20 protein-coding genes are annotated in these 22954 nt (G+C 50.3%); 4 read left to right on the forward strand and 16 right to left on the reverse strand.

Going from position 1 to position 22954, the window contains the following annotated elements:
- Positions 1-21: 21 nt before the first annotated feature.
- Genes potD through potA form a run of 4 tightly spaced genes read right to left on the reverse strand, consistent with a single transcriptional unit; the run spans position 22 to position 3830 of the window.
- Positions 22-1068, reverse strand: coding sequence for a spermidine/putrescine ABC transporter substrate-binding protein PotD (gene potD, locus AOY24_RS10720; RefSeq protein WP_054176608.1), 1047 nt, complete (start codon positions 1066-1068; stop codon positions 22-24).
- Positions 1065-1856: a spermidine/putrescine ABC transporter permease PotC gene (gene potC / locus AOY24_RS10725; protein ID WP_054176609.1), complete on the reverse strand. Its 792-nt coding sequence runs from the start codon at positions 1854-1856 to the stop codon at positions 1065-1067. The genes potD and potC overlap by 4 nt, the downstream gene beginning before the upstream one ends.
- Positions 1853-2710, reverse strand: coding sequence for a spermidine/putrescine ABC transporter permease PotB (gene potB, locus AOY24_RS10730; RefSeq protein ID WP_043000956.1), 858 nt, complete (start codon positions 2708-2710; stop codon positions 1853-1855). Before potB ends, potC begins: the two co-directional genes overlap by 4 nt.
- Positions 2694-3830, reverse strand: coding sequence for a spermidine/putrescine ABC transporter ATP-binding protein PotA (gene potA, locus AOY24_RS10735; RefSeq protein WP_043000955.1), 1137 nt, complete (start codon positions 3828-3830; stop codon positions 2694-2696). The genes potB and potA overlap by 17 nt, the downstream gene beginning before the upstream one ends.
- A 327-nt stretch (positions 3831-4157) precedes the next feature.
- On the opposite strand from potA, the gene pepT reads away from it, so the two are divergent.
- Positions 4158-5429, forward strand: coding sequence for a peptidase T (pepT, locus tag AOY24_RS10740; RefSeq protein ID WP_054176610.1), 1272 nt, complete (start codon positions 4158-4160; stop codon positions 5427-5429).
- Between the two features lie 103 nt (positions 5430-5532).
- Here the strand turns inward: pepT and roxA are convergent, their stop codons facing one another.
- The 5 genes from roxA to iraM form a co-directional block, all read right to left on the reverse strand.
- A complete protein-coding gene (gene roxA / locus AOY24_RS10745; protein WP_044254920.1) occupies positions 5533-6654 on the reverse strand; it encodes a [50S ribosomal protein L16]-arginine 3-hydroxylase in 1122 nt (373 codons plus the stop codon).
- Between the two features lie 96 nt (positions 6655-6750).
- Positions 6751-8214 carry a two-component system sensor histidine kinase PhoQ gene (gene phoQ / locus AOY24_RS10750; protein WP_043000952.1) on the reverse strand — a complete coding sequence of 488 codons (1464 nt, stop codon included), beginning with the start codon at positions 8212-8214 and terminating at the stop codon, positions 6751-6753.
- Positions 8214-8885 carry a two-component system response regulator PhoP gene (phoP, locus tag AOY24_RS10755; protein WP_043000951.1) on the reverse strand — a complete coding sequence of 224 codons (672 nt, stop codon included), beginning with the start codon at positions 8883-8885 and terminating at the stop codon, positions 8214-8216. Before phoP ends, phoQ begins: the two co-directional genes overlap by 1 nt.
- A 1050-nt stretch (positions 8886-9935) precedes the next feature.
- Entirely contained in the window at positions 9936-10859 is a 924-nt protein-coding gene (locus tag AOY24_RS10770) for a lipid A deacylase LpxR family protein (protein ID WP_224788347.1), read from the reverse strand.
- A gap of 617 nt (positions 10860-11476) precedes the next feature.
- Positions 11477-11806, reverse strand: a complete 330-nt coding sequence (gene iraM / locus AOY24_RS23800; protein ID WP_072185388.1) for an anti-adapter protein IraM — start codon at positions 11804-11806, stop codon at positions 11477-11479.
- Positions 11807-12415: 609 nt separating this feature from the next.
- Here iraM and AOY24_RS10775 point away from each other — a divergent pair.
- On the forward strand, positions 12416-13726 hold the full coding sequence (locus AOY24_RS10775; protein ID WP_054176612.1) for an AppA family phytase/histidine-type acid phosphatase: 1311 nt from the start codon (positions 12416-12418) through the stop codon (positions 13724-13726).
- A 320-nt stretch (positions 13727-14046) separates the two neighbouring features.
- Here the strand turns inward: AOY24_RS10775 and purB are convergent, their stop codons facing one another.
- Genes purB through rluE form a run of 5 tightly spaced genes read right to left on the reverse strand, consistent with a single transcriptional unit; the run spans position 14047 to position 18390 of the window.
- Positions 14047-15417, reverse strand: a complete 1371-nt coding sequence (gene purB / locus AOY24_RS10780; protein WP_043000947.1) for an adenylosuccinate lyase — start codon at positions 15415-15417, stop codon at positions 14047-14049.
- A 3-nt stretch (positions 15418-15420) separates the two neighbouring features.
- Positions 15421-16062 (reverse strand): high frequency lysogenization protein HflD, encoded by a 642-nt coding sequence (gene hflD, locus AOY24_RS10785; RefSeq protein ID WP_042320078.1) that lies wholly within the window; start codon positions 16060-16062, stop codon positions 15421-15423.
- 36 nt (positions 16063-16098) lie between these two features.
- A complete protein-coding gene (gene mnmA, locus AOY24_RS10790) occupies positions 16099-17205 on the reverse strand; it encodes a tRNA 2-thiouridine(34) synthase MnmA (protein WP_043000946.1) in 1107 nt (368 codons plus the stop codon).
- Positions 17206-17259: 54 nt separating this feature from the next.
- Positions 17260-17721 (reverse strand): NUDIX hydrolase, encoded by a 462-nt coding sequence (locus tag AOY24_RS10795; protein ID WP_044265517.1) that lies wholly within the window; start codon positions 17719-17721, stop codon positions 17260-17262.
- Between the two features lie 3 nt (positions 17722-17724).
- Entirely contained in the window at positions 17725-18390 is a 666-nt protein-coding gene (gene rluE, locus AOY24_RS10800; protein WP_072185389.1) for a 23S rRNA pseudouridine(2457) synthase RluE, read from the reverse strand.
- A 171-nt stretch (positions 18391-18561) separates the two neighbouring features.
- On the opposite strand from rluE, the gene icd reads away from it, so the two are divergent.
- A complete protein-coding gene (gene icd, locus AOY24_RS10805) occupies positions 18562-19812 on the forward strand; it encodes an NADP-dependent isocitrate dehydrogenase (RefSeq protein WP_043000943.1) in 1251 nt (416 codons plus the stop codon).
- A 472-nt stretch (positions 19813-20284) separates the two neighbouring features.
- Positions 20285-20494, forward strand: coding sequence for a hypothetical protein (locus AOY24_RS25365; protein WP_224788339.1), 210 nt, complete (start codon positions 20285-20287; stop codon positions 20492-20494).
- A gap of 199 nt (positions 20495-20693) precedes the next feature.
- On the opposite strand, the gene AOY24_RS10815 is transcribed toward AOY24_RS25365, so the two are convergent.
- Together AOY24_RS10815 and AOY24_RS10820 are read right to left on the reverse strand one after the other, a co-directional pair.
- On the reverse strand, positions 20694-21425 hold the full coding sequence (locus tag AOY24_RS10815) for a MerR family transcriptional regulator (RefSeq protein ID WP_043000942.1): 732 nt from the start codon (positions 21423-21425) through the stop codon (positions 20694-20696).
- A 221-nt stretch (positions 21426-21646) separates the two neighbouring features.
- The gene (locus tag AOY24_RS10820) at positions 21647-22867 is read right to left on the reverse strand and encodes a diguanylate phosphodiesterase (protein WP_043000941.1); all 1221 of its coding nucleotides are present in this window, start codon (positions 22865-22867) and stop codon (positions 21647-21649) included.
- Positions 22868-22954: the final 87 nt, after the last annotated feature.

Here is a 22954-nt window from a genome sequence, read left to right on the forward strand (position 1 = left end):
TTTCCGGGCCTTTTTGCTGGATTAGCGTCCTGCTTTTAGCTTCTGATAATACTCTTCGTAGATCGTGCTGGCGGAGCCTACATCGTTCTGCCATTCGCCTTTGCTGATGGTTTCTGCATCCGGATAGAGTGATTTATCGTTGGCGATTTCCGGGCTTAACAGCTTACGTGCCGCCAGGTTTGGCGTCGGATAGCCGATGGTTTCCGCCACTTCTTTCGCCACATCCGGGCGCAACAGGAAGTTGATCAACTTCAGCGCGCCTTCTTTGTTTTTGGCGTTTGCCGGAATTGAAAGGCTGTCCATCCAGAAGATCCCGCCGTCTTTCGGCCAGACTACTTCCAGCGGCGTACCGGCCTGACGGGCGACGAAGGCAGAGCCGTTCCACACCATCCCCAGATTCACTTCGCCTTCCATATACGGATTCGCCGGGTTGTCGGAGTTAAACGCGGCAACGTTAGGCATCAGCTTTTTCAGCTCGTTATAGGCTGCTTCAATCTCTTTAGGATCGGTGGTGTTGCCGGAATAGCCCAGTTTACGCAGCGCCATCTGGAACACTTCGCGCGCATCGTCGGTCAGCAGCAGACTGCCTTTGTATTCCGGTTTCCACAGGTCAGCCCAACGGGTGACGGTTTTCGGGTCGATGCTGTCGCTGTTCACGCCAATGGCCGTCGCGCCCCAGATGTACGGAATGGAGTAGTCGTTGTTGGGATCGAACGGCTTGTTCAGCATCTCCGGATCGAGATTGTTGAAGTTGGATAACTTCGACTTATCAATCTTCTGAATCATGCCTTCTTTACGCATTTTATCGACATAGTAAGTCGATGGCACGACCAGGTCATATGCGCCGTCTTTGTACGTTTTGAGCTTGGCGTACATGGTTTCATTCGACTCGTAGGTCGAGTAAATAACCTTGATGCCGGTCTCTTTAGTGAACTGTTCCAGCAATCCTGGCGGAACATACTCGGTCCAGTTGTAGAAATAGAGTGTTTTACTGTCGTCCGCGTGCGCAGCGCTGATTCCCATGACGAGAGCGCCTGCCGCGAGCAGGTGGCGTGACCATTTTTTCATTTTAACGTCCCCTGAACTTTAGTTTTATCACGAGCAATAAGTTGGCTGGCGATCACCAGAACCAGCGATAACACCAACAGAATGGTCGCCAGCGCATTCACCTCCGGTGAAACGCCGACTTTCACCATTGAGTAGATCTTCAACGGTAGAATTTCATAACCCGGCCCGGTGACGAACGACGAAACCACCACATCGTCCATCGACAGGGTAAAGCTCAACAACCAGCCAGCGGCGACTGCTGGCATCGCTAATGGCAGAATGATTTTACGCAGGATAGTCATTTCGCTGGCACCCAGATCTTTTGCTGCTTCCAGCATCCGCACGTCAAACCCCTTCAGCCGCGAATAGACCGTCACAACCACGAAAGGCAGGCAAAAGGTGATATGTGAGAACAGTAGTGACCAGAAGCCCAACTGAATGCCCAGCAGCATAAACAGCACCAGCAGTGAAATCGCCATTACGATATCCGGCGACATCATGACCACAAACAGCATCCCGCTGACGAACGGCTTGCCGCGAAAACGGTATCGATACAGCGCCACGGCCGTTAACGACCCGATAGCGGTGGCGAACGTTGCGGAAAAAATAGCCATCGTCAGCGAATGTTGCGCCGCCTGCAGCAGGCTATCGTTGTTCATCAGCAGGCCATACCATTTGGTGGTAAAGCCCTGCCAGTTAATGCCAAAGCGCGAGCTGTTAAAGGAGTTCACAATCAAAATAATGATCGGAATATACAGGTACGCGTAGATAGCGGTCATGAAACCGCCGCGAAGCAGACGACCGATCATTCGAGTTCTCCCTTTTTGTTCAGCAATCGGGAGGCGCGCCAGTAAACCAGCAGCATCAGGCCCATCACAATCGTCAGGGTAATGCTGGTTGCGGCACCAAACGGCCAGTCGCGGATATTGAGGAACTGAACTTTAATCACGTTACCGATCAGCAGGTTTTTCGCGCCGCCCATCAGATCGGAGACGTAGAACAGTCCCATCGCGGGCAGCATTACCAGCAGGCAGCCCGCAATAATCCCTGGCATGGTTAGCGGAATGATGATCCGAATAAAGGTCTGCAATTTACTGGCACCCAGATCTTTTGCCGCTTCCAGCAACGGTCTGTCGAGTTTCTCAATACTGGAATACAGTGGCATCACCATAAACGGCAGCAGGATATACACAAGACCAATAATGACTGCGCTCGGGGTAAACATAATGCGCATCGGCGTATCGATCACCCCGAGCCAAAGCAGAAACTCGTTCAGATAGCCCTTGGTGCTAAGGAAAATTTTCAGCCCGTAGATGCGGATCAGCGAGTTGGTCCAGAAGGGAACAATCAGCAGAAATAGCAGCAGTGGGCGGACTTTCTCTGGCAGTCGCGCCAGAAACCAGGCAAATGGATAGCCGAGCACGAGGCAGGCGAGGGTGGCGATCAGCGCCATATTCAACGAGTGCAACAGCACTTCAAAATAGAGCGGATCGAGCAGGCGCGCGTAGTTGTCCAGCGTAAAGACCATTTTGACGAAGCTGGCATCGTCGCGGGTCAAAAAGCTGGTGCCAATGATCATCAGGTTGGGCAGAAAGACAAACAACACAAGCCAACCGACGATAGTGACAATCACCACATTCTGGAATTTACTTGTGTTCTTCATCAGCCAGTACGACCTCCCAGCTTTCTACCCAGTTAATGGCCATTTTCTGGTCGAGAGAGTGGTCAAAGTCCGGGTCATCTTCGTTGAAGAATTCGCTGACCATCACCATCTTGCCATTTTCCAGTTCAACCACCGACTCCAGCGTCATACCTTTATAGTTACGTTCACGGACATAGCCGATCAGGCCGTCAATGTGGTTGTCATCGTTGATTTCATCCACGCGCAAATCTTCCGGGCGTAACAGAACGTGCAGTTTCTGTCCTGGCTCAACGGCGAAGTTGACGTAGATATTGCATTCACGGCCTTCGACGTTAGCACGAACGCGCTGTTCGTCCAGACGCTCGATCACCGTGGCGTTAAACATATTGATTTCGCCAATGAATCCGGCGACGAACAGGTTTTTCGGCTCTTCGTAAATTTCACGCGGCGTGCCGTCCTGTTCGATGCGCCCATCGCGCATCACGACGATGCGATCGGACATGGTCAGGGCTTCTTCCTGATCGTGCGTCACGAACACGAACGTGATGCCGAGCTTACGCTGCAAGGCTTTCAGTTCGTTCTGCATCTGCTTTCGCAGCTTATAGTCCAGCGCGGAGAGGGATTCATCCAGCAGCAACAGGCGGGGTTTATTGACCACCGCACGGGCAATCGCTACGCGCTGCTGTTGGCCGCCGGAAAGTTGATGTGGTTTACGCTGTGCAAACTCTTCCAGTTGCACCATCCGCAGGGCTTCCAGTACGCGTGGCGTGATGTCGGCTGCAGGGGTTTTCTGCATACGCAAACCGAAGGCCACATTTTCAAAAACAGTCATGTGGGGGAATAGCGCATAGCTTTGAAAGACGGTATTCACATAACGGTTTTCTGCCGGTACGTGAGTGATATCCTCGTTATCGAGCATGATGTGCCCGGAATCTACGGTTTCCAGACCGGCAATCAGGCGCAAAACGGTTGTTTTACCGCAGCCAGAAGGGCCAAGCAGCGTGAGGAACTCGCCATTATTGATTGTCAAATCCAGTTCAGAAATGACCTCTTTTCCATCGAAGCTTTTGCTGATACCTGACAAAAGAACCAGCGGTGAAAGCGAACGCGGTTGTTTATTCAATTTTTTACTCTGTCCCATGTAGACGCAACGGATGGCTGACCGATGCGGGGTTTGTGGTTGACCACCTTGGTGACTCTTAATAAGGGCCGTAATTCTACGGCAAACCGTTGTCATCGCCAATGTTTGTTGCTAATTACTCTACACTTCATCCTTCAGACTGCCTGTTTGTAGGCTGCACTCACATACCCCAGTCACGTACGGTTTGTTCGCGCCTGGGGGATTCATGCGCTTGCCACCGCGATGCATCCTGTACGCTTTTGTGGATATATTTCCTGAATAAAGGGGTCCGGAAGCGAAATATTCTCGTTTGCGGGGATAAAAGTGACCTGACGCAATATTTGTCTTTTGTGGCTTACTGATAATGTTGTCACAAATAGTGAGGGTGACTGCAAGGATAAACTACTTGAGCGTTTTTTACACTACGTTTCATTGGATACCCAATCGAAAGCGGGTGTGAGACAGGTTCCCAGTACCGAGGGACAGTGGAAGTTATTAAATTTGCTCAAACAGCAGCTCGAAGAGATGGAGCTGGTCAATGTGACGTTAAGTGACAAAGGGACGCTGATGGCAACGTTGCCGGCGAATGTCCCTGGCGATATCCCTGCTATTGGCTTCATTTCCCATGTGGATACCTCACCGGATTTCAGCGGTAAGCACGTAAATCCGCAGATCGTGGAGAACTATCGCGGCGGTGATATCGCGCTGGGCATTGGTGATGAAGTGTTGTCGCCGGTGATGTTCCCGGTGCTGCATCAGTTGCTTGGTCAAACGCTGATCACCACCGACGGCAAAACGCTGCTGGGCGCGGACGACAAAGCGGGTGTGGCGGAAATCATGACCGCGCTGGCGGTACTGAAGCATAAAAATATTCCGCATGGCGATATTCGCGTCGCTTTTACACCGGACGAAGAGGTGGGCAAAGGGGCGAAACACTTTGATGTAGCAGCCTTTGACGCCAAATGGGCCTATACCGTCGACGGCGGCGGCGTGGGTGAACTTGAGTTTGAGAACTTCAATGCCGCTTCGGTGAATATCAAAATCGTCGGCAATAACGTGCATCCGGGGACGGCAAAAGGCGTGATGGTCAACGCATTATCGCTGGCGGCGCGCATTCACGCCGAGGTTCCTGCGGATGAAAGCCCGGAAATGACCGAAGGATATGAGGGCTTCTACCATCTGGCGAGCATGAAAGGCACCGTGGATCGCGCCGATATGCACTACATCATTCGCGACTTCGACCGCAAACAGTTTGAAGCGCGCAAACGTAAGATGATGGAGATTGCCAGGAAGGTCGGGAAGGGGCTGCATCCGGACTGCTATATTGAACTGGTGATTGAAGACAGTTATTACAATATGCGCGAAAAAGTGGTTGAGCATCCGCATGTTCTGGATATCGCACAGCAGGCGATGCGTGACTGCGATATTCAACCAGATATGAAGCCGATTCGCGGCGGTACCGACGGCGCACAGCTCTCTTTCATGGGATTACCGTGCCCGAATCTGTTCACCGGCGGCTACAACTATCATGGCAAGCATGAGTTTGTGACGCTGGAAGGGATGGAAAAAGCGGTGCAGGTGATTGTGCGGATTGCCGAATTAACGGCGAAGCGGTCGTAGCGTGGTTGATGCCTGTTGACGCGACGCTTATCTGGCCTACAGGACATGTGAACCGTAGGCCGGATAAGACGCGTTAGCGCCGCCATCCGGCATCATTTCAATGTTACCCTTCGAAGAACCAGTACCCGCTGTTGACCAGGGCTGCCAGCATCGCGAGGAACGATGGATCTTCCAGTGCGTCACCAAAGTTCTCTGCAGTCAGCACGATATGGCTGGCAAGGGCTTCCAGCGCCGGACGGTGCGGAGAATCAATTCTCTCGCCGTTGGCATAAACGTCATCACCCACACGCAGTACCCGTAACCCCCCCAGACGCACCAGCACATCGCCTTGTTTCAGGGCATCGTAGATTTCATCAGGTTGATACGGCGGCTCCGGCGGCGCAATATCCAGTTCATGACGCGACTGGGAGATAAACTCGCCAAACCACTGTTTGAAATGCTCCGGCTGATTAATCAGATCCAGCATCATAGTGCGCAGTTTGTCCATCTCCTGCGGCAGGACGTCAGCAGGATGCTCACGTGACGGCATGTCCGGGTCGCTGTAATAAGTACTGCCCAGCTCACGTTGCAGGACGTAGTCGGCAAACCCGCTGATCAGTTCACGGGTGTTTGGCGCGCGGAAACCGACGGAATAGTTCATCGCGTTTTCCAGCGCATAGCCTTCATGCGGGAATCCTGGCGGAATGTAGAGAATATCGCCCGGCTCCAGTTCTTCATCGATGATGGCTTCAAAAGGATCGACCTGCAGCAGGTCCGGATGCGGGCAGTGCTGCTTCATCTGCAACTTCTCACCCACGCGCCAGCGACGACGACCGGTTCCCTGAATGATAAACACATCATACTGATCGAGATGGGGACCTACGCCGCCGCCAGGGACCGAGAATGAGATCATCAGATCGTCGATACGCCAGTCAGGCAGGGCGCGGAAGGGGCGCATCAGCGCGGCGGTTGGCTCATGCCAGTGGTTCACCGCCTGCACCAGTAACGACCAGTTATTCTCGCCGAGATGGTCATAGCTTTCGAACGGACCATGGCTTACCTGCCATTTGCCATCCTGATGGCTTACCAGGCGGCTATCGACTTCACTTTCCATCGCCAGCCCTGCCAGTTCGTCAGGGGAGAGGGGATCGATGAAGTTATTAAAGCCGCGTTTTAACACCACTGGGCGCTTTTGCCAGTGACGTTCAAGAAATTCGGGCCAGTTGAGTGTTAATTGGTATTCCATATTGAGCTTCCACAGGCTGGGGCGGGTATCTGTCACCGATTATAACGGATGCTTAACCAGATGCGTGCAGTTGGCTCATATTTATTACATTTTGGTTTAGTCGTCTTTCGGTCCCGGCTGTTGATGTCCAAAAATGACTTCCATACGTGCACCACCGAGCAGGCTGTCGCTGGCAACGATTTTGCCATCGTATTGCTCGGTAATTTCTCGCGCCACGGCCAACCCGACCCCTTGCCCCGGACGCATCGTATCCACGCGTTGACCGCGGTCAAAGACCAGATCGCGCTTGCTGAGTGGGATCCCTGGACCGTCATCTTCCACCACGATGTACAGATGATCGTCGGTCTGGCGGGCAGAAATCTCAACAAACTCGAGACAGTACTTGCAGGCGTTATCCAGCACGTTGCCCATCACCTCGACAAAATCGTTCTGCTCGCCGACAAAGCTGATTTCCGGTGAGATATCGAGGCTAATGTTCACGCCTTTACGCTGATACACTTTGTTCAGCGCCGAGGTGAGATTATCCAGTAGCGGTGCGACCGGATGCAGTTCGCGGCTCAGCAGGACGCCCCCGCCGCGCATACTGGCGCGATGCAGATAGTAGCCGATTTGCTGTGAAATCCGGCTGATCTGTTCGAGCATTACCGGTTCTGCCTCGCTGACGCTCATCTTATCGCTACGCATCGAACGCAACGTACTTTGCAGCACGGCGAGCGGTGTCTTCAGGCTGTGGGTGAGATCGGTCAGCGTGGTGCGGTATTTGTCATAACGTTCGCGCTCGCTTTTCAACAGGCGGTTCAGGTTACGCACCAGGCTGGTCAATTCCCGCGTCGTTGCAGGGTTAAGCTGTTCGCGGTGGTGTTCTTCCAGTTCGCGCACCTCACGAGCCAGTGCCTCAATGGGGCGCAAACTCCACCAGGCCGCCACCCAGAGCAGGGGAATGACCAGCAACAGGTTGGCAGCCAGCACATAAATAAACCAGCTCCAGACCATATACGAGCGTTTAAGCTCAATCGGAATGGTGTCTACCACCACAATCGTCAGTTGCGGCATGCGCGCGGTAGCCGGGTAGACGTTAACCGCCACCGAGTGGGTCATTTCGGCGTCGTCGTCATCTTCCCGAACCTCTTTCAATCGTTCCTGAACGGAGTGATCGTCATTGAGCAGCGAGCTGCTGGCGCTGATGTCGGCTTCTATTTCATGAAAACCATTACTTTTCAGCCAGTCGGGCTGAATCAGTCTGACCAGCCAGGGGACGTTACGCTGGGCCCACAGCAGTTTGCCGTTCTCATCATAGATCAACGACATCGTGGGACTCTGCATGTCGAGGTGCTCGGGAAGTTCGACGTGGATCTTATTACCTTCCCATTTTGCAAGCGTATAAAAGAGATTACTTTCGCCGCGCAGCAGACGAAACGTGGTCTTATCGAAACTCACGCTGTAGCCGACCAGCGCAACCATGCCATAGGCCAGAGAAAGCACCAGCACTACGCCTGCGGTGGCCAGCAGAAAACGCAGGCGCAGTGACAACGGAAAAAGATGACGCAACAGTTTATTCATCAGCGCAATTCAAAAAGATATCCTTGACCCCGCACAGTGGTAATGACTTCATCCGGATACTGCGCCTGTATTTTTTTACGCAGACGGCCCATCAGCACGTCGATAGTGTGGCTTTCACGTAGTTCGGCGTCCGGATACAGCTGCAACATCAGCGAGTCTTTGCTGACCACTTTGCCATTATTGCGGATCAGCGTTTCCATGATGGTGTACTCAAACGCGGTCAGTTTGATCACTTCATCATTGACCGAGAGTTCGCGGCGCGAGAGATCAACCTGAAAAGGCGGAATAGAGATAATCTGCGAAGCGTGGCCGCTGTTACGGCGCATCAGCGCCTGCATCCGCGCGGCGACTTCCTCAATATGGAACGGCTTGGTGACGTAGTCATCTGCACCTGCGCTCAGCACTTCCACTTTGTCCTGCCAGCTTTCACGGGCGGTCAGGACGAGAACCGGGAGAGAAACGTCATTGCTCCGCCAGCGGCGGATCAGTGAAAGTCCATCTTCATCCGGAAGACCCAAATCGACGATAGCGATGTCAGGCAAGTGTTCGTTAAGGTAATAATCGGCCTCTTTGGCATCTTCGGCGTCGTCAACCTGATGTCCGGCATCCTGAAGCTGAACTTTCAGGTGATGACGTAATAACGCATTATCCTCAACAACCAGTACACGCATCATCTTTTCTCACTCTATTTACGGTATGAATAGTTTAACGCTGATTATGTAAGTTGAAACCAGCACAATGAAATTAAATGACTTTTTTATCAGGCCCCGCCCTTGGGATAATCCCTGGAGCAATGCTGTTGGCATTAGATTATTCCGCAGGCTGACCTGGTCCTGGGTCATGTCACCAATCCACGTAGAATAAACCTCACACACCATGCGAGCATCTTCATGCCCCATCTGGCGGGCAATGAATGAAGGGTTCGCTGCGGCCATTAGCATCCAGCCAGCATAATTATGCCGTGACTGACAGGCATTTCTCTGCCAGATACCTGAAAGTTTAGTACCACGTTTCCCGCTGCAGGAAATCGAGTATTTGGAAAAGAAACCTTCTTTAGTGTATGAACCCGATCCGGGGATAAAGACAACGCGACGTTCTCTTATGCCAGCAACCGTTATGGGCGGAACACACAAATGTTTATTCGTCTGGTCTCTGGATACATGGATCTCACCTTTTTCAGGTCTACATCCTCCCAGGCCAGCGCACATATTTCCCCTGGTCTTATCCCCGTGTGTGTTGCCACTATAATGATGAAGGCAAGTTTGTGGGGAAGTGCCAAGATCAGCGCCTGATACTCATGAAGTAAAAGTGGATCGGGATCTGCTTTAACGAGCTGGAGCCTCGATACCCCCTCATAAGGTGCATGTAATATAAACTGACTTCTGTTCGCAAGCTTCAGCATTTACGATAAAACTGCCATTTGTTTATTTACTGTTGAAGGGGAGCGACCTTTTTTGATGAATTCTGGCATTGCAGGGTTACCCTATATTGCCATGCAGACGGACAGGCATGATGGGCAGGACTGTCCGGGGAAATGTACGGTCAGGTTATAGTATTCGCGGTCACTTAATCTTTCTCACAGATAACTGAGGGAGTGAAACTTCATCTGTATCTCCAGGGATTATAGGTCGCGGTGAGGGTGAAAAGCATATAAAAGTGTGCGGACTGCCACTTATCAGCGACAGCCCCGCAGATACTTATCGTTATGTTTTGGCGGATGATTAAAAGAGGAAGGTCACAGAACCGTTGACAAATGAATAATCTTTTCCAGTTTTAAACTCCGGTGATACACGATTAAAAGATAAGGTAAAAGCGACCGGAGAATAACCTAAAGTGGCTCCGATGCGATATTCATCAACGGTATGATTAAGGGAGACGGTTTCATTTCGGGTCTGAAGCGTTTTTCCTTGTAATGTATAGTTACGGTCAACTTCCCGACGTTCCATCCCGGCAAATATCTTGTATATTAAACCATCATTTTTTGATGTATGCATTAACCCACGAGTCGCAAGCAGACCATACCCGTTATCTGAGTTCAGGGTTTTGTCATTGCCTATGGCAAGCGTTGCACCGTATCCTACATATTCAAAAAGATTTCCGCTTACCGCGGATATTTCTGGATAAATACCAACATTCGTTCCCAGGATATCCACATCAGGAGTCAGCGATAGCATTCCTTTAACCGTATATCCATAGCGATTTTCGATTTGATCATCCCATGCTTGATATTTTTCAGCATTAATCATTTGATGAGCTTTATTCTGAACTTGTTGACCGCCAGCATCTGGTCCTATCACGCCGACGTCTGTCCCCAGGCGATAGCGAAACCAGCTAGTCGCTAAAGAATTCCATTCAACACCCGTGTACAGAAAGGCACTAAAAGCTCTGTCTCCGGTTATTGCTGTCGGTAACCGCTTATTGTCTCCTGATGGTGAGTAGATATCTTGTGCGATATGAAACGATAACTGGCTTGAGTCTGTAACATCATGGCTATAACCCAGGAAGAGACCTTGTGTATAATCATCGCGAGCTTCATCTTTATGACTATAAATTTTGTTAAGCGCAGGCTGAAAGATACCTGCGTCATCATTTGACAATGATAATGCGATGCTATCAGCCTGAACAACAGGTGTCATGAAAAACATTGTGAATAACGCAATGCGGGTTAATGACTTATTCATAAGCAGCCTCCTGAGAATTTCCCTTTTTTAATCGGCCAGGTATTACTTCTTTCATAAATTAACATAAAATAAACACCTTCCTTTCTGCAATAAAATGTGGTTAATGTGTTATTTTTTTATCGCTTTATATGGCTTATGTGTGGTAAAAGTTTTTTCAGGAGGGATGGATATGAACAGTCATGCACTTTTGAAAAACTCTTCCGTATTTATTGCATATAGGGGATGTTCTTGATGGAGTTGTGCGTTTTTACGGGGGGATATTGTTTTTTTTTCTGTAAAGCAGAAAGATAAATGAGTGTTATTCCTGTCCTGAAGCGCGGGATATGATGCATGTCATCGACTCTACTGCAATGAATATGTTCATTTTGGTTATGCTTTTTTATGCAAAAAAAACCGCATATTGCTATGCGGTAAACCATTGGGAAGAATATTAAACACATCTGAATTTCGCAAGAACACTGTAATAAATAACGAAGGTTTATTCAATGTGTCATAGGCTAATTATGCTGATCTTTTCATATTATTATCATTTTGTTTCTTTTTTGCGTGATGATAGAGTGTAACATGGCTATGAGAACACACTATTTTATCAATCCGTACGGACAAATGGCTATTCTGCAGTGTAGAGCACTTGTACATTGGGCTCCTTTAATGCTTTGCCTTCCAGGACATTCATTGCTGCACTCGATTATTTTCCAGAAGATCTTGTTAAAGGGAGTGACGTTATAAATTGTCAATGGAAAAAATTTCCCGTCAATGTAAATCCCTGAGTCAGTCTGCGAGACACTGGAACCTGGAGGAAGGAAAACATCAGATTCATACCAAATAATAAGCTTTATTTTACACCAGAGGATTGAAAATGAAATTCCACTCGAAGAACAGACAATAGTGTCAACAACTAACCATTCCATATTAGAGACCTTAACATTACTAATGACAATTTTTCATAGATGAAAAGTGTAGTTGTTTTTTGATAACTCATTGAAAAAGATCATTTTTTTTATGGTGTTTTTGTTCGTGAGTTATTGATTTTATTATTATAACGATCTTTTGTTGAATCTTTTTGTTTCACTTTTTTAATATTTGTATTTCTTTTTTATAAGTCTTTATAAAATTGGTGGTCAAATTATAAACATAGATTTTTTCAGGGTGAGAGTGAATTATTTAATCTGTGATACCCCTATTTGTCATTGTGCATAGTGACATGCCTTATCCTTTTCTTTAGAGATGGTGATACAGCCTGTATGTTGAAGGTCGATTCTTATGACTAGTACAAATCATGTTGCACCTGGGAGGCCAGTTATCACGTTAAGTCGTGGTTATGTCTCTCGTGGGCGCTAATGGAAGAAGGCTTTCGCGTAGTGAAAAATAACGGCGTCGGCCTGGTAGTGGTCTCTCTTTCTTATGCGATGAGGTTCATTGGAATAGTGGCGTGGGATGAATGTTTATGTGATAAGATGATTATACAGTAATCCCTATGTTAACTATTTATGGTTCATTAACTATAAGGTTGGCTGGCAATGAATACGCTACTTTTTCGATTAATAATGTTTATATTCATGTTTGGTTCTTTCCCATTACAGGCGGAAGTGCCAGATGACATGAAGCTTGAACGAGTTGTGATAGTAAGTCGCCACGGTGTAAGAGCACCAACAAAGTTCACCCCATTGATGCAGGAAATCACACCTTACCATTGGCCGCAATGGGATGTTCCCCTGGGCTGGTTGACGGCTCGGGGTGGTGAGCTCGTCACCGAAATGGGACGATATCAACAAAAAGTATTAATCGATAACGGCGTTCTGGAAAGTAATGTATGTCCGTCACCAGAACAGGTGGCAGTTATTGCCGATACCGATCAGCGCACTCGTAAAACCGGTGAGGCATTTCTGGCTGGATTTGCGCCGGGATGTAAAAATAAGGTTCATTATCAAAAAGATCACGATAAAAAAGATCCTCTTTTTAATCCAGTAAAAATGGGGGTGTGCGCTTTTAATGTACAAAAAACTCAGGAAGCGATTCTGACACGTGCCGAAGGAAACATTGAACGGTACACTCAGCGTTATGACTCTGCATTCCGTACTCTGGAACAGGTTCTCAATTTCTCCCGGTCAGCAGCATGCCGATCAGCAAGCCAGTCTGGTTGCACGCTACCAGGAACCTTACCTTCAGAACTCAGGGTTTCTGCGGATACCGTTGCATTATCTGGCGCGTGGAGTCTTTCTTCCATGCTGACGGAAATATTTCTATTGCAAGAGGCGCAGGGAATGCCAGAGGTTGCGTGGGGACGAATTCACGGGGAGAAAGAATGGACAGCATTATTAAGTCTGCATAATGCTCAGTTTGACCTTTTGCAAAGAACTCCCGAAGTTGCCCGCAGCAGAGCAACACCATTACTCGATTTGATCAGCGAAGCATTAGTGAGTGATGGGTCAACAGAAAATCATTACGGAATTAAATTACCCGTCTCATTATTGTTTATTGCTGGTCATGATACCAATCTTGCAAATCTCAGTGGGGTATTTGATCTTAACTGGTCTCTACCTGGGCAGCCAGATAATACACCTCCTGGCGGGGAGCTGGTTTTCGAAAGATGGACGCGAGTGAGTGATAACACTGACTGGATTCAAATTTCGTTTGTTTATCAGACTCTTCAACAAATGCGTGAGTTTATACCTTTTTCATCTTCGTCTCTCCCAAACAAGATTGTGCTTACGTTGCCCTCTTGTCAGGATAAAAATCCTGAGGGTATGTGTCCATTAAAGCATTTTATTGACATTGTGCAGACAGCACGTATTCCACAATGTGCAGTGATGGCTGATGTAAACCGTTAAATATAATTCGTAGAGAATAGGGATAATTCGTAGAGAATAGGGAGATTAAGAACGGTAGTGGCAAACAGGTGAACGTTTAAAAGCGAAGTTTTGGGAATTTCAGGTGCGCATTTTGGGGCAGGATTTGGGAGAAAATCCTTCTCTAATGTCTCGGTATTAATATAATGTTTTGTTTTGATACTGTTTTTTGTCTGCGTAGTTTGTGCTGATGATGGTGTTGTGGGGATCAATATTTCGTAAACCGGGGAAGGGACGTGCCGGGGGCGGCGCGAGCCATGCGCGAAAGTCGGCCCGGTGACGTCGTGTCACCGGGCAAGTGATTATTTCAGCTCATCCACCATGGTGATGGCTCGACCAATATAATTGGCCGGAGTCATGGCTTTCAGGCGGGTTTTCTCGTCATCCGGCAGCGGCAGGCTGTCGATGAATTGCTTCATGCCTTCCGCGTCGACACGTTTTCCACGGGTTAACTCTTTCAGCTTTTCGTACGGCTTTTCAATACCGTAACGACGCATCACGGTCTGGATCGGCTCTGCCAGTACTTCCCAGTTATGATCCAGTTCGTCCAGCAGATGGTCGCGGTTCACTTCCAGCTTGCTTACCCCTTTCAACGTGGACTGGTAGGCGATCAGCGCATAGCCGATACCCACACCCAGGTTACGCAGAACGGTGGAGTCCGTCAGATCGCGCTGCCAGCGGGAAACCGGCAGTTTGCTCGCCAGATGTTGCAATACCGCATTAGACAGACCCAGGTTGCCCTCGGAGTTTTCGAAGTCGATTGGGTTCACTTTGTGCGGCATGGTGGAAGAACCAATCTCACCGGCAATGGTTTTCTGTTTGAAGTGGTTCAGCGCGATGTAGCCCCAGACGTCACGATCGAAATCGATCAAAATGGTGTTAAAGCGGGCGATGCAGTCAAACAGTTCGGCAATGTAGTCGTGCGGCTCGATCTGTGTGGTGTACGGGTTCCACTGGATACCCAGCGAGGTGACGAACTCTTCGCTGAACTGATGCCAGTCTACTTCCGGGTAAGCGGCGATGTGGGCGTTATAGTTGCCGACGGCACCGTTGATTTTACCGAGAATTTCCACCTGATTAAGCTGGCGGAACTGACGCTCCATACGATAAGCGACGTTGGCCATCTCTTTACCCAGCGTTGACGGCGTAGCCGGTTGGCCGTGGGTACGGGAGAGCAGGGGAATGTCGCGATACTGTACGGACAGATCTTTGACCGCGTCGATCAGTTGACGCCAGTAAGGCAGCACCACTTCATCGCGGGCGGTTTTCAGCATCAGCGCGTGAGACAGGTTATTGATGTCTTCCGAGGTGCATGCAAAGTGAATGAATTCGGATACTGCATGCAGTTCCGGCACATTCGCCACTTTTTCTTTCAGGAAATACTCAACCGCCTTGACGTCGTGGTTGGTGGTGCGCTCGATAGTTTTAATACGCGCGGCATCTTCTTCATTGAAGTTCGCGACGATAGCGTCGAGGAAACCGATTGCGTCGGCAGCAAAAGCAGGAACTTCCTTGATCGCTGCGTGCGCGGCCAGTTTTTGCAGCCAGCGTACTTCTACCTGTACGCGGTATTTCAGCAAACCGTATTCGCTGAAAATCCCGCGCAGCGCGCTGACTTTATCGCCGTAGCGTCCATCGACAGGGGAAACGGCGGTCAGTGAGGATAATTCCATAGATCACAACTCCGGGGTTAAATGAGCAAGAATTTGTTTTGCCTGAGTGGTCAGGCGATTACGAGAAAACATGAGCTGCAGACGTCCACCGCCAACCTGGTGCCAGAGCACGGCAGCGCGAATGCCGGCCAGAAGCGAGGCGCGAACCTTGGCCTGTACCTGCGGGCTCTGCAATACAGCAGGGGAACCGGTCACCTGAATGCGCGGACCGAGCGGGCTGATGACATCGACATAAATTCCGGCCATCGCGCTCATCAGCGTTTCGGATTGCAGATCAAAGTGATCGAGCTGGCGTTGCAGGCCGTTGATCCGCTCGCCCAGTGTATCCAGAGCACCTTTGGCGGCAGTGAGTTTACGCTCGAGTACCATCAGACTCAGCGTGTAGCGGGTCAATTCCGCGTTCAGCCCCTGACGGCTGCTGGCATTCAGTACGCCGAGCAGGGTTTCCAGGCCGAGACGCAGATTCGCCTCGCTGCCGCCGAACACGCCCAGCGTTGAGCTGGGGTTCATATCGATAACGCTGTTCAGTGAGACGTGGAGCGCATCGGCATCACAATGTCCCTGGTGCGCCAGTTGTTGCACCAGGCGTGCAGACTGGCAGATCCCAGCCAGTGCGAGGGTGATGTCATAATAATTCTTTGCCACGGTCACTGCTTCCTTGTATCAGTCTGTTAAGAATAATTATACCGGCAGGGGCAGTTGCTGCTCGATAATACCGCCGCCGAGGCACACTTCGCCGTTATAGAAGACCGCTGACTGGCCCGGCGTGACGGCGGCAACCGGCTCGTCAAACATCACTTCTACGCGTTCGGCGTCCAGCGCTTTGACGGTGCACGGAATATCAGTCTGGCGGTAGCGGGTTTTCACTGTGCAACGCATTGTGCCAGTGAACGGCAGGCGATCAACCCAGTGTAGTTGCTGCGCAATCAGGCCGACGGACATCAGACGCGGATGCTCATGACCCTGAGCGACCACCAGAATGTTGTTCTCAACGTCTTTATCCACCACGTACCACGGATCTTCCGTGCCTTCTTTGGTGCCACCGATGCCCAGACCTTTACGCTGACCCAACGTGTGGTACATCAGCCCCTGATGCTGACCAATCTCTTCGCCGTCCACGGTAATGATTTTACCCGGCTGCGCTGGCAGATAACGGCCCAGAAATTCGCGGAACTTACGTTCGCCGATGAAACAAATGCCGGTAGAATCTTTTTTCTTCGCGGTAACCAGTCCCAGGTCTTCGGCAATTTTGCGCACCTGCGGTTTTTCCAGTTCGCCGACCGGGAACAGACTTTGTGCGATCTGCTCATGGCCCAGCGTGTAGAGGAAGTAGCTCTGATCTTTATTGCTATCTAAGCCGCGAAGCAGGCGACTTTTGCCGTCGACATCCGCCCGGCGGACATAATGCCCGGTAGCGATATAATCAGCGCCCAGATCTTCTGCGGCGAACTCCAGGAAGGCTTTAAATTTGATCTCTTTATTGCACAGAATATCCGGATTCGGCGTACGGCCAGCTTTGTACTCTTCAAGAAAGAGCTCAAAGACGTTATCCCAGTATTCTGCGGCAAAGTTTACGGTATGCAGTTCAATGCCGAGCTTGTCGCAAACGGCCTGAGCGTCAGCCAGATCGGCGGCCGCAGTGCAATATTCCTCACCGTCGTCCTCTTCCCAGTTCTTCATGAACAGGCCTTCTACCTGATAACCCTGTTGTTGCAACAGCCAGGCGGAAACGGAGGAATCGACACCGCCGGACATGCCGACGATCACTTTTTTTGGGCTTTCTGACATTGGAATACTCACGACATTGAACTTCAAGGCGGCGTATTCTATCACGCACCCCTTTTAGTTGACACCCTCTGTAAACGGCCAGTTAAATGCGCCGATCGTCTCCAGTGGGTAACGCACGCCGTTTTGATAGCAACGAACACTTTCGGCAACCAGCGGAGAACGCAGGTTTGGGGCGGTAAGGATGGTGTCGGCGCTCACCCACCGGCAGCAGTCGATATCGCTGTCATGGGGTTCGGTGTCGCACATATTGGCAAGTTCAATCGAAAACAGGAAACGCAAAAACGGCGTATTGTCCGGCGCAATCCACTGATGCATGCGAATGAAGTGCTGAGGCTGCGCCTGGATGCCGGTCTCTTCCCACAGTTCACGCGTGGCGGCCTGGACTAACGTTTCGTCGGCTTCCAGATGTCCGGCGGGCTGGTTCCACAGCGCTTTACCGTTGATGGTCTCTTCAACGATTAAAAACTTATCCTCTGCATGGACGATGCAGGCGACCGTGACGTGCGGTTTGAACATGATTTATCCTTTCTTTTGATCAGTGACATCCCGCCATTCACCGTTGCTCAGGTTTCCCAGGGTGTAATCACCCATCGCATAGCGGATCAGGCGCAGCGTGGGGAAGCCAACATGCGCGGTCATTCTCCGCACCTGGCGGTTACGTCCTTCATATAAGGTCACTTTCAGCCAGGCGGTGGGGATGCTTTTACGTTCGCGAATCGGCGGATTGCGCGGCCACAGCCATTCAGGTTCCTCGACGATCTCAACTCCTGCGGGCAGGGTAGGACCATCGTTCAGCGTCACGCCATTGCGCAACGCTTCCAGCGCTTCCGCTGTCGGTTCGCCTTCCACCTGTACATAGTAAATTTTCCCGGTGCGCTTGCCGGGTTGTGTCAAACGCGCCTGCAATGCGCCGTCATTGGTGAGCACCAGCAACCCTTCGCTGTCTCTGTCGAGACGACCTGCGGCATATACGCCCTGCACAGGAATAAAATCTTTTAACGTGCGGCGTCCGGCCTCGTCGGTAAATTGTGGCAAAACATCGTAAGGTTTATTGAACAAAACCACGCGTTTTGGCTGGTTTTCTTTCCGGGTCTTAGTGACTTGTCGTTGGCTGAATCGCTCAACCCGGTGATTTCTAAAAGAAGTTTTTTGCATGGTATTTTCAGATCTTATCAATTGCCGCATTATAGCCTAATAACGAGTGTCTTTCATGGCAGCGAACATTAGGGTAGTATTGACATGCTCATTACAAAACATTAACAAAAAATTGCTCTAACGCAGTCGTGCAGCAGGACGCAAAGGCACATGCAGCGCGATGACAGACGAGCAAACCAGAAGCGCTCGAAGGAGAGGTGAATGGAAAGCAAAGTAGTTGTTCCGGCGGAAGGTAAGAAGATCACCCTGCAAAACGGCAAACTCAACGTTCCTGAGAATCCGATTATCCCGTTTATCGAAGGCGACGGTATCGGTGTTGACGTAACCCCTGCCATGCTGAAAGTGGTCGATGCCGCTGTCGAGAAAGCCTATAAAGGCGAGCGTAAAATCTCCTGGATGGAAATTTACACCGGTGAGAAATCTACCCAGGTATACGGCCAGGACGTCTGGCTGCCAGCTGAAACCCTGGATCTGATTCGTGACTACCGCGTGGCGATTAAAGGCCCGCTGACTACCCCAGTCGGTGGCGGTATTCGCTCTCTGAACGTTGCGCTGCGTCAGGAACTTGACCTGTACGTCTGCCTGCGTCCTGTTCGTTACTATCAGGGCACTCCAAGCCCGGTTAAACATCCGGAACTGACCGACATGGTTATCTTCCGTGAAAACTCAGAAGACATTTACGCCGGTATTGAGTGGAAAGCGGATTCTGCAGATGCGGAAAAAGTGATCAAATTCCTGCGTGAAGAGATGGGCGTGAAGAAAATTCGCTTCCCTGAACACTGCGGTATCGGTATCAAACCATGCTCCGAAGAAGGGACCAAGCGTCTGGTTCGCGCGGCGATCGAATATGCAATCACTAACGACCGTGACTCTCTGACCCTGGTGCATAAAGGCAACATCATGAAGTTCACCGAAGGCGCGTTCAAAGACTGGGGTTACCAGTTAGCGCGTGACGAATTCGGCGCTGAACTGATCGATGGCGGCCCGTGGATGAAAATCAAGAATCCAAATACCGGCAAAGAGATCGTGGTCAAAGATGTGATCGCTGATGCGTTCCTGCAACAGATCCTGCTGCGCCCGGCGGAATACGATGTGATTGCCTGTATGAACCTGAACGGTGACTACATTTCTGACGCCCTGGCAGCACAGGTAGGTGGTATTGGTATCGCCCCTGGCGCTAACATCGGTGACGAGTGTGCGCTGTTTGAAGCAACGCACGGTACGGCGCCGAAATACGCCGGCCAGGACAAAGTGAACCCGGGCTCTATCATCCTGTCCGCTGAGATGATGTTACGCCACATGCAGTGGTTCGAAGCCGCAGACCTGATTGTTAAAGGTATGGAAGGCGCAATTGCCGCGAAGACCGTGACCTATGACTTCGAACGTCTGATGGAAGGCGCTAAACTGCTGAAATGTTCAGAGTTTGGTGACGCGATCATCGCGAATATGTAATAGCGATAATTGTTAAATCTATTAACGGGAGCGTAACGCTCCCGTTGTTTTTTGTTAGTCTGCTAACGGTTATCAAAATTTTATCAAAACTAGTTATCAAAACCCCCCTGGTAGTCTGGGGGAGGCTGGTCGATCAGATGACAGCTCCACTGCCCGGTTCCCATTAGGCATTTCTCAGTTTTGGTGGTGGATGCTCGTTAATAGTTAGGTCCGTTCTGTGCCAGGTGCGGGCGTCTTAATGTTTGTTCAGCTAACACAAGTTGAGCGTTTCATAATGATATCTCTTTGCGGATCAGCCCAACCTGGAAGATATGTTCACCCACTTCGGTAAACCCAACCTTACGGTAAAAAGAGATGGCATTACGCATTTTACCTTTACGGGCGAACTACACGGTCGTCTCTCATCATTTGAGGTGTTCGCGCGGTCAAGATCCCTGGCGTCCCGGATAGCCCTGCTGCAGCGACTGAGCGGGTGAATGCGTTACGTCAACATCTGCGCGCTGGCGTAACCATCGCTATCAGTGGCAATACGTATGCGGGGCTGGGATTAAATGCCGGTTGTGAGGTCTGGTACTCCGTATGTGGTGGGGCTGTTCCTGAAATGGCGAAACAAATCACTGAAGCTACGGCGGCAAACGCCCATCAACGCGTTATTGCCCATGTACAAGGGCGCTGGAGCTGAAGTCATTTCCCCGCAGGACTGGCAGTCTGTCGTCCTTTTGAAACCAGGCAGGAGATCGGTCATCTTCGCATGTTTGAAACAACAACTTTAGGCCGTTTTTCGCTCATAAGGAACAATCCTGCTCATCTCTCCCACATTAAGGAGATTGGAGTATGAACAGCGTCACTCAGGGTGAGATCATGGACGAACGGTGATGGCATCAGGGATGGTGAAAGACCAGCGAATAACCCTGCTCGTGCCAATGCTGAAGCAATTCCTGCTGGCGGCGGGTCGGTTCGATGCCGGTCCAGACAAACAACTGTTGTCCAGGAAAGAGTTCCGGACGTGGAGAATCCAGCGGTTCAGCCAGTACGGCGATGTGCCAGCCTTGCTGAGACAAACGCCAGGCTTCCAGCCACAGACGTGCGCGGTCTTCGGTATCCCAGCCAATCAACAACGCATCTTTGCCTGCTTTTTTGCGGGCTTCGGACATACAGGCGGTCACAAATTCAATCAGCACGCCATCAAGCAAGCTGCACATGATGCGGGCTGTATTATGGTCGAGGCTAAGGCGTTGGCGTACGGGAACGAAAATGTGATCGATAAGATCGTCTGAAGTATGCTCACGGGCAAGAGCACCGATTTTGGCCCGTAACCTGTCCGGATGAGCAAAACGCAGCACGCCCATCATTTCTTCCTGCAAAGTGGTCCAGTCATTATGGGTTGCCACAGTGCTTTGTTCCAGCAACACTTTGACCTTGCTTACCGGCACACCGCTTTTAATCCATCGCTTGATCTCTTCAATGCGCTGGATATCGTCTTCATCAAACTGACGATGGCCGCCTTCGCTGCGCCGGGGCTTTAACAATCCATAGCGCCGTTGCCAGGCGCGCAGGGTAACGGGGTTGATACCGCATCGTTCAGCGACATCGCCTATGCTGTAAAATCCCATAGTGTCCCTCATACGTGGACCGAATCGTTCCTTACAAACTAACGAATCAGCCGTGTTTGTACAATTTATTGTTTATTGTACAACAGCCTCGTAGTAAGCCTAGCTAAAAATAATGAACGTCAGGTAAACAAGACTGATGAGACAGGAAACGTGTACAGCATCCCCTGATGGTGTAGCGAGGTTCACCTGCCGCCATGAATACAGCAGGTGAAATAAGAGGATTACAGCGGTGTTTTTTTCTCAGGCCATGCAACCGGTGGAATTCCACAGAAGCAAGGCGCGGCAAAAAGATGCCCCTGGAACTGAGAAATACCCGCCGATTCCAGCCACATCCATTCTTCGGGCTTTTCAACCCCGACGGCTGATATCGCAATTTCCAGAGACGCACAGCACTTAATCATGGCCTGGATGATGGCCTGTCGTGGGCCGCTTTTATGAACATCGCAAATGAGGTCGCGATTAATTTTGATGCGATCGGGTTGGAACTGCGCCAGCAGCCGCAGACCGCCAAAACCGGCACCAAAGTGATCGAGGGCGATACTGATCCCAGAGGATTTCAGGGTTCTCACCGTCTCCGTAAAGGCTTCAAACTCGGAGATAACCTCGCGTTCAGTGAACTCAACGATGATCTGTTCCGGAACAAGACCACTGTCAGCAATGGCATTGAGCAAATAGCTGGCTGCATCCGGCACCTTCACCAACGTCATGGGCAACAGATTCACGGACAAAACCTGATCGCGCAGACCCAGTGAGGTCGCCAGTGTAAAAGCGACTTTCTTACTTTCCAGGTCGGCCAGATAAATATCGTCGCCCTTAATATTGTCAAAATAGCGCTGTGGCGAATCACCCGAACGGGTACGCAGCAGCGCTTCCAGAGAGACAATTTCCTGAGCAAAAGGATCGATGATGGGCTGAAAAGCAAAGCTGCAATTGGCCTCCTCACTGACTGACGTCAGGGGAATCGTGCGAGCGGATTCGGTCGCAATAAAATCCCACGTGTCAGAGGGAGGGATCTCAAAATAGTTCTCTTTTTCAGTGGCTTCCACGAAGGTGCGGAAGAACTGCAGCGCACGGTCGTTGTAGGTAAGTTGGTATCGGGATGTGCCCTTATCGAGAATGGTCTGTAATACCTCCTCCCGATCATGTTCCCGTAAATCAAAAAGCTCCATTCCCACTTTCCCAAAGCGGCGGGAGGGACCGTGATCGCACAGCAGTTCGACAACATTATAGTGGCGCTTGTCTTCACAAATCGCCTGATAAATAGCCCTTACGTTTTCATCAGGGCCTTCAAGCAGCTGAAAAAAATGTGTGCCGTTAAACAGCAAAATGCCTGTCACGTCAGCACGCCCATTTGTAAGGTTAGCGGCGGCGACCATACTTTCGAGTGCCTTCACCGGGACGTCATCACAGAGATGACTGCGGTAGATAATGGTAGTGAGCATGATTTTCCGGCATTGAGGAATGATGTTTAACCCTAACAGAACGGAGGAGATATAACACATTAAATTAACGAAAGTTTTACTTAAAAG

The organism is Citrobacter sp. CtB7.12 (assembly GCF_001297795.1).
GTDB lineage: Bacteria > Pseudomonadota > Gammaproteobacteria > Enterobacterales > Enterobacteriaceae > Citrobacter_A > Citrobacter_A amalonaticus.